This is a genomic window from Streptomyces sp. SJL17-4 (genome assembly GCF_036826855.1).
In the GTDB taxonomy this organism is placed as follows: domain Bacteria; phylum Actinomycetota; class Actinomycetes; order Streptomycetales; family Streptomycetaceae; genus Streptomyces.
Map to the genome: position 1 here is coordinate 1,812,244 of NZ_CP104578.1, position 14,026 is coordinate 1,826,269.

The window sequence follows — 14,026 nt, forward strand, 5'->3', positions numbered from 1 at the left end:
ATAAAGACCTGAGTTCCCTCAATTGGAGATACCGCGATCCCCGGCGTCGATCGTCGGTCCACTGCCGGTTCCTCTTCAGCTGTCGCCGAGGCTCGATTCCACCTCGCGCACCACGCGCCACATGGGGGTGGACCGCTTGGTGATCACCACGACGACGTCCTCGGCCTCCTCGGCCGGCGCGGCCACCACCGCGTCCGGGCTCCAGGTGGCACGGACGAACTCCAGGGCGCTGTCCACCTCCGCCAGCGGGTCGCCCTCGCCGCCCGAGCGCAGCCAGTGCCGCAGGGCGTGGTTGTGGGCGGCGACCACGGCCGCCGCCGCCACGTTGGCGCGCAGGGTGCCGTCCCTGCGGTCGGCCCAGCGGGTGCGCAGATAGTCGCCGAGGGTCTTCTCGTACCGCCAGACCACCGACAGTTCGTACGTGCGCAGCCCGGTCACCTCGCGGGTGAGCCGGTAGCGCTGCACGGAGAAGGTCGGGTTCTCGGCGTACATCCGCATGACCAGCCGGGCGGCGCCGCAGACCCGGACCATCGGGTCGTCGGAGTCGGCGCTCGCCGCGAGGAAGCGGGTCATGTCGGCGAGGCACTGTTCGTGGTCGGGGAAGACCACGTCCTCCTTCGACGGGAAGTACCGGAAGAAGGAGCGTCGGCCGACGCCCGCGAGGGTGACGATGTCGTCGACCGTGGTCTGCTCGTAGCCCCGCTCGAGAAAGAGCTGGAAGGCCGCGGCGATGAGGGAGTCCCGCATCGCGGGCTTCGTGGAGTTCGTCGACGCTGATCCGGCTGTTCCCATGGGCCGAACCTAACACCCGAATCCCCTCGGCGCGGCACTAGGTGCCGGACGGATCCGACACCGAGTGCTGTCGCGAGGGTACGGAGGCCCAGGGCCGATGCGGCAGGCTCAGCGGGCGGTCATCCGGAGCGCGCCGTCCATCCGGATCGTCTCGCCGTTGAGGTAGTCGTGCTCGGCGATCATCGTCACCAGGCGGGCGTACTCCTCCGGGCGGGCGAGGCGCTGCGGGAAGGTGACGCTCGCGGCGAGACCGGCCCTGACGTCCTCCCCGAAGCCGGCCATCATCGGGGTGTCGACGATGCCGGGGGCGACGGTGACGACCCGGATGCCGAACTGCGCGAGGTCGCGGGCGGCGGTGACCGTCATCCCGGCGACACCCGCCTTGGAGGCGGCGTAGGCGATCTGGCCGACCTGGCCCTCGAAGGCGGCGATCGAGGCGGTGTTGACGACGAGACCGCGCTGGCCGTTCTCGTCGGGCTCGTGCCGGGCGATGGCCTCGGCGGCGAGCCGCATCACGTTGAACGTACCGATCAGGTTGACGTCGACCACGGCCCGGAAGAGGTCGAGGTCGTGCGGTCCCTTGCGGCCCAGGATGCGGGCGGAGGGCGCGATGCCGGCGCAGTTCACGGCGAGCCGCAGCTCGGCGCCGTCGGCGTCGATCGCGGCGAGGGCCTCGCGGACCTGCTGCTCGTCGGTGACGTCCGCGGCGAGCAGCCGGACGCCCTCGGGCAGCTGCCCGGCGGCGGCCACGGCCTTGCCAAGGTCGAGTCCGTAGACCGTGGCGCCCCGGGCGGCGAGCGCCGCGGCGGTGGCGGCGCCGAGACCGGAAGCGGCACCGGTGACGAGAGCGGCGGAGCCGGCGATGTCCATGGAACTCCTCGTTCGTGTCGTGCGGGTGCGACCCTGCCGCCGGGTTGGCCGCCGGATCGGGCGCGTGCCCGCGGAGGACCGCGCGGTCCGCGCGATCTGCGCCGCCCACCATAGAACCGCAGGCGGCGCCCCCGGAAGCGCAGCCGGGTCCGGTCGGAAGGGTCACACCCGCTTGACCGGACGGGTCAGAACGGCTTCGTCGGCAGGTACTTGCCGTCGAGCGTGATGACGGCGCGCTCTCCGCCCTCGGGGTCGGCCACCTTCTTCACGTCGAGCGTGAAGTTGATCGCGGAGATGATGCCGTCGCCGAACTCCTCGTGGACGAGGGCCTTCAGGGTGGTCCCGTAGACCTGGAGCATCTCGTGGAAGCGGTAGATGGTCGGGTCGGTCGGGATGCCGTCGAGGGACCCCCGGGTGGGGATCGTCATCAGCAGGCGCACCGCGTCCTCGTCCAGGCCGAGGAGTTCGGCGACGGCCCGCGCGGAGGCCTCGGGCAGGGCGTGCTGGCCGAGGACGGCGGCGGTGGTGAAGGCGACGGAGAGACCGGCGGCGTCGGCGATCCGCTGCCAGCTCAGGTCCTTGCGGGTCTTGGCGTCGACGGCGGCGACGGCGAGCTCACGACGGGCGGTGGGGTCGAACTGGGCGTGCACCATGAGAGGTACGTCCTTTCGGTGGGGATGTGCGGGAAGGGGTGGATCAGGCGGCGTGGGCGAGGGCCCCGGGCAGCTCTTCGACGGTGCCGTCGGCGATGTCGAAGACCCAGCCGTGGAGCCGTACGTCTCCGTTCGCCAGGGCGCGGGCCACCGAGGGGTGGGTGGCGAGGTTCGCCAGCTGCGCGGCGACGTTCTCCCGGACGAGGGCGGCCACGTCCCCCGCCCGTCCGGCGGCCGCGGTACGGGCCAGGGAGGCGTCGGCGTGCCGCAGCCAGGCGGCGACGGCGGGCGCGCCGCTCAGGTCGCGGCCCTCGGCGAGTGCGGTCATGGCGCCGCAGGCGGAGTGCCCGCAGACGATGACGTCCCGCACGCCGAGGACGGTGACGGCGTACTCGACACCGGCGGCGACGCCGTCGGTGCCCGGGGTGTGGGCGGGGACGAGGTTTCCGGCGGTGCGGACGACGAAGAGTTCGCCGGGGTCGGTCTGGGTGATGAGTTCGGGTACGACGCGGGCGTCCGAGCAGCCGATGAACAGCGTGCCGGGGCGGTGGACGGTGGCCAGGCGGGCGAAGAGCCCTGCCTTGGCGGGGAAGATCTCCCGCTGGAAGCGGGCGATTCCCTCGGCGAGATGAGGCATGCCCTCACCCTGCACGACCAGGACCTATAGCGTCCAAGACGTCCTGTCGATGTCTGCTATAGCTGTCATCTATGACAGCGGTTAGAGTCGAGGCATGCAGCCGGAACTCCGCCATCTCCGCTATCTGCTCGCCGTCGCCGAGCACGCCAACTTCACCCGGGCCGCCGAAGAGCTCCGGATCGCCCAGCCCACGCTCTCCCAGCAGATCAAGCAGCTGGAGAAGGCGCTCGGGGTGCTGCTCCTGGACCGCTCCGGCCGCTCGGTGCGCCTCACCGACGCCGGGGAGGCGTACGCGGGTTACGCGCGGCGCGCGCTCCAGGACCTGGCGGCGGGCGAGCGCGCGGTGCTCGACGTGCACGATCTCTCGCGCGGGCGGCTCCGCCTCGCCGCGACCCCGACGTTCACGTACCTCACCGGCCCGCTGGTCGCCGCCTTCCACGCCCGGCACCCCGGAATCACCGTGGAGGTACGGGAGTTGCCCCAGGACCGCATCGAGGCCGAGCTCCTCGCCGACCGCCTCGACCTCGGTATCGCCTTCCGCGGCGACCATCTGCCGGGCATCGAGGACACCGCGCTGTACACCGAGACCCTGGGGCTCGTCGTCGGCCCCGGCCATCCCTTCGCCGGCCGCACCGAGCCCGTACCGGCCGAGGAGCTGAACCACCATCACCTCGCCCTGCTCAGCCAGGACTTCGCCACCCGTCGGCACATCGACGCGTACGTCTCCGAGCACGGTCTCCGGCCACGGATCGCGGTGGAGGCGAACGCCGTCGGCGCGCTGACCGAGATCGTCCGGCGGACCGCGCTCGCCACCGTCCTGCCCGACGCCGTCACCCGGGACCATCCGCAGCTGACTCCCGTCCCGCTCTCCCCGGCCCTGCCGACCCGCCGCGTCATCCTTCTCCGCCGGGCGGCCGGGTACCGGAGCGCGGCCACGCGCGCGTTCACGGACCTTGTCGTCCACGGACGCGAGGAGGACCCGGCCGGCGAGGAGGGTCAACCGATCGGATGACCCCGGGGTCCACCGTTGCGGGCGCCGGAGGCAGCCGGGGCGACGACCGACGGCGGAGGGGGACGGCCCCAGGATGGAGGGGAAGCGGGCCACGGAGCACCGACGGCCCCCGCAGTCCACCGAGTTCACTGGAGCAGATCCCATGAAGCACGTGAAGAAGACCTCGCGCACCCGTGTCGTCACCGGTGGTGCGATCGTCGCCGCGCTCGCCCTCGGTGGCTTCGGTGCCTACTCGGCCAGTGCGACCGGTGAGAACACGGCGGCCGCTCCCGCCGCCGCGGTCGCCACGGCGGACGCCAAGAACAAGAACACCACGCAGTCGACCCACCTGACGATCGAGGCCGCCACCAAGGCCGCGCAGGCGACCCTCGACGCCGCCGAGAAGGAGAACCAGCGCGTCTCCGTCGCCGTCGTCGACCGCAACGGCAACATCATCGTCACCCTGCACGGCGACGGCGCCGGCCCGCAGTCCTACGAGTCGGCCGAGAAGAAGGCGTACACCGCCGTGTCCTGGAACGCCCCGACCTCGGAGCTGGTCAAGCGCCTCGCGAACGCCCCGACCCTGAAGGACATCCCCGGCACCCTCTTCCTCGGCGGCGGCGCCCCGGTGACCGCCAAGGGCGCGCCCATCGCGGGCATCGGTGTCGCGGGCGCCCCCTCGGGCGACCTCGACGAGAAGTTCGCCCAGGCCGGCGTCGCCGCGCTCGGCAAGTAGCACGAAGCGGTCCGGACCCGCGCCCGCACGAGGAAGGCCACCATGAACGCACTCGACGACACCCTCCTGGCGGCCGCCGCGCACGGGGACACCGTCGCCGTCGGTGCGGCCCTCGCCGCGGGCGCCCGGGTCGAGGCCCGGGACCGGCGCCGCCGCACCCCGCTGCTGCACGCGGCCCGTGGCGACCATGTCGCCGCCGCGCGCGTCCTGCTCGCCGCGGGCGCGGACCCGAACGCCCAGGACGACCGGTGCGACAGTCCCTGGCTGGTCACCGGCGTCACGGGCGGCGTCGCCATGATGCGGAGCCTGCTCCCCGCGGGCCCGGACCTGAAGCTCACCGACCGCTACGGCGGTACGGCCCTGATCCCGGCGGCCGAGCGGGGCCACGTGGCCTACGTCCGCGCCGTCCTCGCGGAGACGGCCATCGAGGTCGACCACGTCAACCGGCTGGGCTGGACGGCCCTCCTGGAGGCCGTGATCCTCGGTACGGGCGGCCGCGCCCACCAGGACGTCGTCGCCCTGCTCCTGGCGGCGGGCGCCGACCCCGAGCTCCCGGACCCATACGGCGAAACGGCCCTCCACCACGCGGTCCGTCACGGCCTCACGGAGATCGCCGCCCTCCTCGGCCGGCGCTCGGGGAGCGGCAGGGCGAGGTTCTCCGGGGGCGGCACCGTCACGGCTGGACGAGCCCCCGGCTGATCACGAGGCGCTGGATCTGGTTGGTGCCCTCGAAGATCTGGGTGATCTTGGCTTCGCGCATGTAGCGCTCGACCGGGAAGTCGCGCGTGTAGCCGTAGCCGCCGAGGACCTGGACCGCGTCCGTCGTGACCTTCATGGCCGTGTCGGTGGCGATGAGCTTGGCAGCGCTGGCCTGACGGCTGAAGGGACGGCCGAGGTCACGGCGGCGGGCCGCGTCCAGGTAGGTGGCGCGGGCCGCGTCGACGGCGGCGGCCATGTCGGCGAGGAGGAAGCCGAGACCCTGGTGGTCGATGATCCGGCGGCCGAAGGTCGTGCGCTCGTTGGCGTACGCCACGGCGGCGTCGAGGGCGGCCTGGGCGAGGCCCGTGGCGCAGGCGGCGATGCCGAGGCGGCCGCTGTCGAGGGCGCTGAAGGCGATCTGGAGGCCCTGGCCCTCGTCCCCGACGAGCCGGTCGGCGTCGAGGAGCGCGCCGTCCCAGTAGGCGGAGGTGGTCGGGACGGCCTGGAGGCCCATCTTGCGCTCGGGGGCGCCGAAGCTCAGGCCCTCGGTGGCGCCGGGGGCGAGGAAGCAGGAGATGCCGTGGCTGCCGGGGGCGGTCCGGGCGAAGAGCGCGTAGAAGTCTGCCCTGCCGCCGTGGGTGATCCACGCCTTGGTGCCGGTGATCCGGTACCCGCTGCCGTCGTCCTGCCGCTCGGCCTTGCAGGCGAGGGCGGCCGCGTCGGAGCCGGCCTGCGGCTCGGAGAGGCTGTAGCCGCCGATGGTGCGGCCCTCCAGCATCTCGGGCAGCCACCGCTCCTTCTGCTCGGTGGTGCCGAAGGTGTGGAGCGGGTGGCAGGCGAGGGTGTGGACGCTGGTGGCGACGGCGACGGCCGCCCAGCGCGCGGCGAGCTCCTCGAGAACCTGCAGGTAGACCTCGTACGGCTGGCCTCCGCCGCCGTACTCCTCCGGGTACGGCAGACCGAGCAGCCCGGCCTCGCCGAGGGTGGCGAACAGCCCTTCGGGATACCTCTCGGCGGCCTCGTACTCGTCCACCCGCGGAGAGAGCTCCTTGTCGGCGATCTCCCGGGTGAGGGCGATGAGGTCCGCTGCCTCGGGGGTGGGAAGCAGGCGGTCGACATCCATGGCGACTCCAGCGGCGCGCAAAGTGGTACTGGGGAAGGTACTGCAGTACCGCTTAGAGTAGCGCAGAAGGGTGTCCCCGTAACCCCCCGGGAACGTCGGCCTGGAATACTGGCGGGGTGATCGAGACCCCCGCCGCCGATGCCCCGAAGCTGACGGGCCGCGGAGCGGCGCGCCGTTCCGCCCTCTTCGAGGAGCTGGTCGCCCTCCTCGTCGGCGAGGGTTTCGCCCGGCTGACGCTCGACGACCTCGCCGCACGGCTGCGGTGCTCGAAGCGGACCCTGTACGGCCTGGCCGGCAGCAAGGAGCAGCTGGTCCGGGCGGCGGTCGTGCACTTCTTCCGGCGCGCCACGGCACGGGTGGAGGCGGTCCTGGCCGCCGCGACCGATCCCGCCGAGCGGCTGGCCGCCTATCTGCGGGCGGTGTCGGCCGAGCTGGCGCCGGTCTCGCCGCAGTTCTTCGACGACGTGGCGGCGTTCGAGCCCGCGGCCGAGGTGTACGAGCGCAACACGCGCGCGGCGGCCGGCCGGGTCCAGCAGCTCATCGAGGAGGGGGTCAGGGCCGGTGTCTTCCGCGAGGTGCACGTGACGTTCGCGGCCGACGTCATCTCCTCGGTGATGGTCCGCATCCAGCGCCGCCAGGTCGCCGCGGCGACCGGTCTCGCCGACGCCGAGGCGTACGACCAGCTGGCCGAGCTGCTCCTCAGCGGCCTCCGCAAGGCCTGAGCTCCCACCGGGGCACGATCCTCGCGGGAGAGCAAGGCGCCCGCGTTCAGGTCCTGAAGCCCTCCCGCGCTTAATTCACCATGTGAGTTAAACCTAAAGAGAAGGGTCTGGCGGGGCCCTGGCGGCGGTATGTTGCACTCACAACCACTTCACCTGGGGGCCCAAGTGACCATGCGGAACGGCCGCACCGTGCGCGACCTCCGACGCGAGAACCGCACGGCCGTCCTTCAATGCCTCTACTTCGACGGGCCGTTGAGCCGCTTCTCGCTCGGACCGGCGACCGGTCTCAGCTCGGGCTCGATCAGCAACGTGGTCGCGGAGCTGGTCGCGGAGGGCCTCGTCGAGGAGGCGGGCAGCGTCGACTCGGCCGGTGGACGCCCCCGCACCCTGCTCCGGATCTCCCCCGGCAGCGGCTGCATGATCGGCGTCGACGTCGGCGAGACCCGGATCAGGATCGAGCTGTTCGACCTCACGCTCACCGAACTCGCGCGCACCGAACGCCCGTTGGCCATCGACGGCCCGAACCCCCACGACCGGTACGAGGTCGGGGTCGTCGTGGAGCACGTCCGGGAGGGCGTCGCGGAGGTGCTGCGGACCGCGGACGTGCCCGCGGAGCGGCTGCTCGGCGTCGGCGTCGGCGTGCCCGGCATCGTGGCCCGTACCGCCGAGGACGGCGCGGTCGTGCACGGCCAGACCATCGGCTGGGACGCGGTCCCGCTGGAGCGGCTGCTGCGGGAGAGCGTGGAGCTTCCGGCCTCGGTGCCGTACTGGATCGACAACGGCGCCAAGACCCTCGGCCAGGCCGAGATGTGGTTCGGCGCGGGCCGGGGCGCGCACAGCGCCGTGGTGGTCCTCTTCGGCTCGGGCGTCGGCGCGTGCGTGGTCACCGACCCGATGGGGCCGGGCCGGGCGATCGAATGGGGTCATCTGACGGTACGGGTCCGGGGGCGCCGCTGCCGCTGCGGAGCCCAGGGCTGCCTGGAGGCGTACGCCGGTGCCGAAGCCCTCCTGGAGCGGTGGCGGGAGGCCGGCGGGGTGCCCCCGGCGGGCGCGGACGAGGAGACGGCGCTGACGGCGATGCTGGCGGCGGCGTACCCGGTGGAACCGGGGACGGAGCCCGACGCCACGGCGCTCGCCGTCCTGGCGGAGACCGCCGAGTACCTGGGCGCCGGATTCGCCGACCTCATCAACCTCTTCCAGCCCGAGCGCATCCTCGTCGGCGGCTGGGCCGGCCTCCAGCTCGGCACCCGCTTCCTGGAGACGGTCAAGGGGTACGCGAGCGAGTACGCCCTCACGTACCCGGCGGGCCGGGTCACCATCGACATGGGCAAGCTCGGCCCCGACGCGGTCACGGTCGGCGCGGCGATCCTGCCACTGGCGGACTTCTTCGGCCGGGGCGGGCGGCGGGCCGAGGCGGAGACGGCCGAGGAGCAGCCGGCCTGGGCGTCGACGGTACGGGAACGGGCGGCGCACTGAGCGTGCGCCGCCCGTCCGGGAGGTAGCCGGGGATCAGAGGTACCCGGGGATCAGGCGACGGACCCTATGCGTCCCGTCGGCTCGCGCGGGATGTCGTGGTGGATCGGGGTATGGGCGCCCGTGAGGGAGAGGCCGGTGCCGCCCCGGCGGTTGGCGACGATCTCGGCGCCGATCGACAGGGCGGTCTCCTCGGGCGTACGGGCACCGAGGTCCAGGCCGATCGGGGAGCGCAGTCGGGCGAGTTCGAGTTCGGTGACGCCGACCTCCCGGAGGCGCTTGTTGCGGTCCTCGTGGGTCCGGCGGGAGCCCATCGCGCCGACGTAGGCGACGGGAAGTGTGAGCGCGGCCTGGAGCAGGGGCACGTCGAACTTGGCGTCGTGGGTCAGGACGCAGAGCACCGTACGGCCGTCCACCTCCGTGGACTCCAGGTAGCGGTGGGGCCATTCGACGACGATCTCGTCGGCCTCGGGGAAGCGGGCGGGCGTCGCGAAGACGGGCCGCGCGTCGCACACGGTGACGTGGTAGCCGAGGAACTTGCCGACCCGGACAAGGGCGGCCGCGAAGTCGATGGCACCGAAGACGATCATGCGGGGGGCGGGGACCGAGGACTCGACCAGGAGGGTCAGCGGCTGTCCGCAGCGGCTGCCGTCCTCGCCGATCTCCACGGTGCCGGTGCGGCCCGCGTCGAGCATCGCGCGGGCCTCGCCCGCCGCCGTGCGGTCCAGCTCCGGGTGGCCGCCGAGCTTCCCCTCGTACGAGCCGTCGGGGCGGACCAGGAGCGCCCGGCCCATCAGGTCCTCGGGGCCGGAGACGATCCGGGCCAGGGCCGCCGCCTCCCCCGTGGCGGCGGCGGCCAGCGCGGCGGGGAAGACCCCGCCGCGGATCGGGGTGACGAGGATGTCGATGATGCCGCCGCAGGTCAGACCCACCGCGAAGGCGTCCTCGTCGCTGTAGCCGAAGCGCTCGACGACGGTCCTGCCGTCCTCAAGGGCCTGCTGGCACAGGTCGTAGACCGCGCCCTCCACACACCCGCCCGAGACCGAGCCGATCGCCGTGCCGTCGCTGTCGACGGCGAGCGCGGCGCCCGGCTGCCGGGGCGCGCTCCCGCCGACCGCCACGACCGTGGCGACGGCGAACTCGCGTCCCTGCTCGACCCACCGGTGCAGCTCTTCGGCGATGTCCAGCATCTCGAACTCCTCGATATGTGTGTGGAGGGCGACGGTACGGGCGTCAGCTGACGCCCAGCCAGCTCTCGATCGGATGGATCGCGAAGAACACGATGAAGATCGCGGTCAGGCCCCACATGAAGGCGCCCACTTCGCGTGCCTTGCCCTGCGCCGTCTTGATGACGGCGTAGGAGATGACGCCGGCCGCGACACCCGTGGTGATGGTGTACGTGAACGGCATCAGGACCACGGTGAGGAACACCGGGATCGCGACGGAGCGGTCGCTCCAGTCGACGTGCTTGGCGTTCTGCATCATCATCGCGCCGATGACGACCAGGGCCGCGGAGGCCACCTCGGCCGGGACGATCGCGGTGATCGGGGTGAAGAAGAGGCAGGCCGCGAAGAACGCGCCGGTGACGACGGAGGACAGACCCGTGCGGGCTCCCTCGCCGACGCCGGTGGCCGACTCGACGAAGACGGTCTGGCCGGAGCCGCCGACGCCGCCGCCGATGACACCGCCGGCACCGTCGATGAACAGCGCCTTGGACAGGCCGGGCATCCGGCCCTGCGAGTCCGCGAGCTTGGCCTCGGAGCCGACACCGATGATCGTGGCCATGGCGTCGAAGAAGCCGGCGAGCACCAGGGTGAAGATGATCATCGTGATCGTGATGTAGCCGACGTCGCCCCAGCCGCTGAACGACACCTCGCCGATGAGCGAGAAGTCCGGCGTGGAGACCGCGCTGCCGTTGAGCTCCGGCGGGCCGGCGAACCAGGACTTGGCGGGCAGGTCGCCGACGGCGTTGACGACGGCGGCGATGACCGTGCCGGCCACGATGCCGATCAGGATGGCGCCGGGCACGTTGCGGGCCTGCAGCGCGAAGATCAGCAGCAGCGTGAAGGCGAAGATGAGCACGGGCCAGCCGGCCAGCTCACCGGCCGGGCCGAGGACGACCGGGCCACCACCGGGAGAGGGGTTCTCGTGGACGAAGCCCGCCTTGACGAAGCCGATCAGCGCGATGAAGAGACCGATGCCGATGGTGATCGCGTGCTTGATCGCCAGCGGGATCGCGTTCATGATCATCTCGCGGAGGCCGGTGACCACCAGGAGACAGATCACCGCACCGTAGGCCACACACATGGCCATGGCCTGCGGCCAGGTCATGACGGCGATGACCTGCGAGGACAGCACGCCGGAGACGCTGAGACCGGCTGCGAGGGCGAGGGGGACCTTGCCCCAGAAGCCCATCAGCAGGGTGGTCACGGCGGCGGCGAGCGCGGTCGCGGTGATGAGTGCGGGCTGGCTGAGGACGTTGCCGTCCACATCCTTGCCGCCGAGGATCAGGGGGTTGAGCAGGAGAATGTACGCCATCGCCATGAAGGTGGTGACGCCGCCGCGGATCTCCGTCGCGACGGTGGATCCTCTCTCCGAGATGTGAAAGTACCGGTCGAGCCAAGAGCGGCCGGCGGGGACGTTCGAGCCGGAGCCCGCGTCCTCCGAAGCGGTCTTGGGCTCCACAGACGACTGGGTCATGGGGCCTACTCCCAAGGTTCAAAGGGGCACCCGCGTCAGACTTCGAAGGACTTCTGATCTGCTGAAGTTGCGGGATTTGGGATGCTGCGTGGGCTGCACGACCCGGGGGACGGCCCGAGACGAACGAAATGAATCGGTACTGCGGGTACTGCGTACTGCGGGTACTGCTGGGGGTTACTCCGGGCGGTACGGGCTGGGGAAGTGTGACGTTCCCTGGGAGGCACGTACCGCCCGGAGAGTCCTACAGGGTGCCGGTGAGCGCCTCGGGGCGGACCGGCGTCTTGTTGAGCTCCAGGCCCGTCGCGGCCCGGATCGCCGCGAGGACGGCCGGGGTGGACGACAGGGTCGGGGCCTCACCGATGCCCCGCACGCCGTACGGCGCGTTGGGGTCGGCCAGCTCGAGGTAGTCGACCGGGATGGTCGGCGTGTCGAGGATGGTCGGGATCAGGTAGTCCGTGAAGGAGGGGTTGCGCACCTTCGCGGTCTTCGGGTCGACGATGATCTCCTCCATCACCGCGACGCCCAGGCCCTGGGTGGTGCCACCCTGGATCTGGCCGATGACGGAGAGCGGGTTGAGCGCCTTGCCGACGTCCTGGGCACAGGCCAGTTCGATGACCTTGACCAGGCCCAGCTCGGTGTCGACCTCCACCACCGCGCGGTGCGCGGCGAAGGCGTACTGGACGTGGCCGTCGCCCTGGCCGGTGACGAGGTCGAAGGCCTGGGTGGGACGGTGCCTCCACTCCTCCTCGACCTCCACGGCCTGGTCCTCCAGGACGTCCGCGATGCTCGCGAGGGCCTCGCCGCCGTCGGTGACGACCTTGCCGCCCTCAAGCAGGAGTTCGGCGTTGGCCCAGGCCGGGTGGTACGAGCCGAACTTGCGCCGGCCGATCTCCAGGACCTTCTCGCGGACGATCCCGCAGGAGTTCTTGATGGCGCCGCCGGTCATGTACGTCTGGCGGCCCGCGGAGGTCGAACCGGCCGAGCCCACCTGGGTGTCGGCGGGGTGGATGGTGACCTGCTGGACGCCGAGCTCGGTGCGGGCGATCTGCGCGTGGATGGTGACACCGCCCTGGCCGACCTCCGCCATGGCGGTGTGGACCGTGGCGACGGCCTCGCCGTTGATGACCTCGATGCGGATCTTGGCGGTCGAGTAGTCGTCGAAGCCCTCGGAGAAGCCGACGTTCTTGATGCCGACGGCGTAGCCGACGCCCCGCACGACTCCCTCGCCGTGCGAGGTGTTGGACAGACCGCCCGGCAGCGCGCGGACGTCCGCGCCCTCGCCGGCCGCCTCCCACTGGCGCTCCGGCGGCATCGGGCGGGCCTTGACCATGCGGAGCAGCTCGGCGACCGGGGCCGGCGAGTCCACGACCTGGCCGGTCGGCATGATCGTGCCCTGCTCCATGGCGTTGAGCTGGCGCAGTTCCACCGGGTCCATGCCCAGCTTGGCCGCGAGCTTGTCCATCTGGGCCTCGTAGGCGAAGCAGGCCTGGACCGCGCCGAAGCCGCGCATGGCGCCGCAGGGCGGGTTGTTGGTGTAGAGGCCGATCGCCTCGATCTCGACGTCGTCGATGACGTACGGGCCGACCGAGAGGGAGGAGGCGTTGCCGACGACCGATGCCGTGGACGACGCGTAGGCGCCGCCGTCGAGCACGATCTTGCACTTCATGTGCGTGAGCTTGCCGTCCTTGGTGGCGCCGTGCTCGTAGTAGAGCTTCGCCGGGTGGCGGTGGACGTGCCCGAAGAAGGACTCGTACCGGTTGTAGACCATCTTGACCGGCTTGCCGGTGCGCAGGGCGAGCAGCGAGGCGAGGATCTGCATCGAGATGTCCTCGCGACCGCCGAAGGCGCCGCCGACGCCCGCCATGGTCATACGGACCTTCTCCTCGGGCAGGCCGAGGCAGGGCGCGATCTGCTTGAGGTCCGAGTGCAGCCACTGGGTGGCCACGTACAGGTCGACGCCGCCGTCCTCGGCCGGTACGGCGAGGCCGGACTCGGGGCCGAGGAAGGCCTGGTCCTGCATGCCGAAGGTGTACTCGCCCTTGACGATGACGTCGGCCCGCTTGGCGGCCTCGTCCGCGTTGCCGCGGATGATCGGCTGGCGGTGCACGATGTTCGGGTGCGGGACGTGACCGGAGTGGTGGTCGTCGCGGCCCTCGTGGACCAGGATCGCGTCCGGAGCGGTGGCCGAGGCCTCGTCCGTGATGACCGGGAGCTCCCGGTACTCGATCCTGACCTTGGCGGCGGCGCGGCGGGCGGTCTCCGGGTGGTCGGCGGCCACGAGGACGACCGGCTCACCGTGGTGACGGACCTTGCCGTAGGCGAGGACCGGGGTGTCCTGGAACTCCATGCCGTAGTTCTTCGCGGCCGGCAGGTCCTCGTGCGTCAGGACGGCGTAGACGCCGTCCATCGCGAGGGCCTCGGAGGTGTCGATCGACACGATCTCGGCGTGGGCGACGGTGGACCGGAGGACCTGCCCCCACAGCATGTCCTCGTGCCACATGTCGGAGGAGTAGGCGAACTCGCCGGTGACCTTGAGCGTGCCGTCCGGGCGGAGGGTGGACTCGCCGATGCCGCCCTTGACGTGGTTCTGGGTGACGTCGCGGGGGATACCCGTGGTGGTGCCAGCCATG

At 71.8% G+C, this 14,026-nt stretch carries 13 protein-coding genes; 5 read left to right on the forward strand and 8 right to left on the reverse strand.

Annotation, left to right across the window (positions count from 1 at the left end):
* Positions 1-75: 75 nt before the first annotated feature.
* The 4 genes from N5875_RS08015 to N5875_RS08030 form a co-directional block, all read right to left on the reverse strand.
* The gene (locus N5875_RS08015; RefSeq protein WP_318206226.1) at positions 76-792 is read right to left on the reverse strand and encodes a TetR family transcriptional regulator; all 717 of its coding nucleotides are present in this window, start codon (positions 790-792) and stop codon (positions 76-78) included.
* Between the two features lie 108 nt (positions 793-900).
* On the reverse strand, positions 901-1,662 hold the full coding sequence (locus tag N5875_RS08020; RefSeq protein ID WP_318206227.1) for an SDR family NAD(P)-dependent oxidoreductase: 762 nt from the start codon (positions 1,660-1,662) through the stop codon (positions 901-903).
* 185 nt (positions 1,663-1,847) lie between these two features.
* Entirely contained in the window at positions 1,848-2,315 is a 468-nt protein-coding gene (cynS, locus tag N5875_RS08025; RefSeq protein WP_318206228.1) for a cyanase, read from the reverse strand.
* 43 nt (positions 2,316-2,358) lie between these two features.
* Complete coding sequence (locus tag N5875_RS08030; RefSeq protein ID WP_318206229.1) at positions 2,359-2,952, reverse strand: carbonic anhydrase; 594 nt, start codon at positions 2,950-2,952, stop codon at positions 2,359-2,361.
* A gap of 94 nt (positions 2,953-3,046) precedes the next feature.
* Here N5875_RS08030 and cynR point away from each other — a divergent pair, with 94 nt between their 5' ends.
* The 3 genes from cynR (at position 3,047) to N5875_RS08045 (ending at position 5,378) form a co-directional block, all read left to right on the forward strand.
* On the forward strand, positions 3,047-3,964 hold the full coding sequence (gene cynR / locus N5875_RS08035; protein ID WP_318206230.1) for a transcriptional regulator CynR: 918 nt from the start codon (positions 3,047-3,049) through the stop codon (positions 3,962-3,964).
* 151 nt (positions 3,965-4,115) lie between these two features.
* A complete protein-coding gene (locus tag N5875_RS08040) occupies positions 4,116-4,679 on the forward strand; it encodes a heme-binding protein (RefSeq protein WP_338499116.1) in 564 nt (187 codons plus the stop codon).
* Positions 4,680-4,721: 42 nt separating this feature from the next.
* Positions 4,722-5,378, forward strand: coding sequence for an ankyrin repeat domain-containing protein (locus N5875_RS08045; RefSeq protein ID WP_318206231.1), 657 nt, complete (start codon positions 4,722-4,724; stop codon positions 5,376-5,378).
* Here N5875_RS08045 and N5875_RS08050 read toward each other — a convergent pair.
* Positions 5,353-6,501, reverse strand: coding sequence for an acyl-CoA dehydrogenase family protein (locus tag N5875_RS08050; RefSeq protein WP_318206232.1), 1,149 nt, complete (start codon positions 6,499-6,501; stop codon positions 5,353-5,355). The two genes, N5875_RS08045 and N5875_RS08050, sit on opposite strands and share 26 nt — an antisense overlap.
* A 116-nt stretch (positions 6,502-6,617) precedes the next feature.
* Here N5875_RS08050 and N5875_RS08055 point away from each other — a divergent pair, with 116 nt between their 5' ends.
* Positions 6,618-7,223, forward strand: coding sequence for a TetR/AcrR family transcriptional regulator (locus tag N5875_RS08055; RefSeq protein WP_338492535.1), 606 nt, complete (start codon positions 6,618-6,620; stop codon positions 7,221-7,223).
* Positions 7,224-7,388: 165 nt separating this feature from the next.
* On the forward strand, positions 7,389-8,699 hold the full coding sequence (locus N5875_RS08060; RefSeq protein ID WP_318206234.1) for an ROK family transcriptional regulator: 1,311 nt from the start codon (positions 7,389-7,391) through the stop codon (positions 8,697-8,699).
* A 50-nt stretch (positions 8,700-8,749) separates the two neighbouring features.
* On the opposite strand, the gene N5875_RS08065 is transcribed toward N5875_RS08060, so the two are convergent.
* From N5875_RS08065 to N5875_RS08075, 3 genes are all read right to left on the reverse strand, one after another.
* Positions 8,750-9,886: an XdhC/CoxI family protein gene (locus N5875_RS08065; RefSeq protein ID WP_318206235.1), complete on the reverse strand. Its 1,137-nt coding sequence runs from the start codon at positions 9,884-9,886 to the stop codon at positions 8,750-8,752.
* Positions 9,887-9,929: 43 nt separating this feature from the next.
* Positions 9,930-11,396 (reverse strand): NCS2 family permease, encoded by a 1,467-nt coding sequence (locus tag N5875_RS08070; protein ID WP_318206236.1) that lies wholly within the window; start codon positions 11,394-11,396, stop codon positions 9,930-9,932.
* Between the two features lie 241 nt (positions 11,397-11,637).
* Positions 11,638-14,025, reverse strand: coding sequence for a molybdopterin cofactor-binding domain-containing protein (locus tag N5875_RS08075; protein ID WP_318206237.1), 2,388 nt, complete (start codon positions 14,023-14,025; stop codon positions 11,638-11,640).
* Position 14,026 lies beyond the last annotated feature (1 nt).

Excerpts from the sequence above, each read along its gene's own strand:
- N5875_RS08045 (WP_318206231.1), top strand. The coding sequence starts at position 4,722 with ATGAACGCACTCGACGACACCCTCCTGGCGGCCGCCGCGCACGGGGAC.
- N5875_RS08070 (WP_318206236.1), bottom strand. The coding sequence starts at position 11,396 with ATGACCCAGTCGTCTGTGGAGCCCAAGACCGCTTCGGAGGACGCGGGC.
- cynR (WP_318206230.1), top strand. The coding sequence starts at position 3,047 with ATGCAGCCGGAACTCCGCCATCTCCGCTATCTGCTCGCCGTCGCCGAG.
- N5875_RS08065 (WP_318206235.1), bottom strand. The coding sequence starts at position 9,886 with ATGCTGGACATCGCCGAAGAGCTGCACCGGTGGGTCGAGCAGGGACGC.
- N5875_RS08075 (WP_318206237.1), bottom strand. The coding sequence starts at position 14,025 with ATGGCTGGCACCACCACGGGTATCCCCCGCGACGTCACCCAGAACCAC.
- N5875_RS08020 (WP_318206227.1), bottom strand. The coding sequence starts at position 1,662 with ATGGACATCGCCGGCTCCGCCGCTCTCGTCACCGGTGCCGCTTCCGGT.
- cynS (WP_318206228.1), bottom strand. The coding sequence starts at position 2,315 with ATGGTGCACGCCCAGTTCGACCCCACCGCCCGTCGTGAGCTCGCCGTC.
- N5875_RS08050 (WP_318206232.1), bottom strand. The coding sequence starts at position 6,501 with ATGGATGTCGACCGCCTGCTTCCCACCCCCGAGGCAGCGGACCTCATC.
- N5875_RS08030 (WP_318206229.1), bottom strand. The coding sequence starts at position 2,952 with ATGCCTCATCTCGCCGAGGGAATCGCCCGCTTCCAGCGGGAGATCTTC.
- N5875_RS08015 (WP_318206226.1), bottom strand. The coding sequence starts at position 792 with ATGGGAACAGCCGGATCAGCGTCGACGAACTCCACGAAGCCCGCGATG.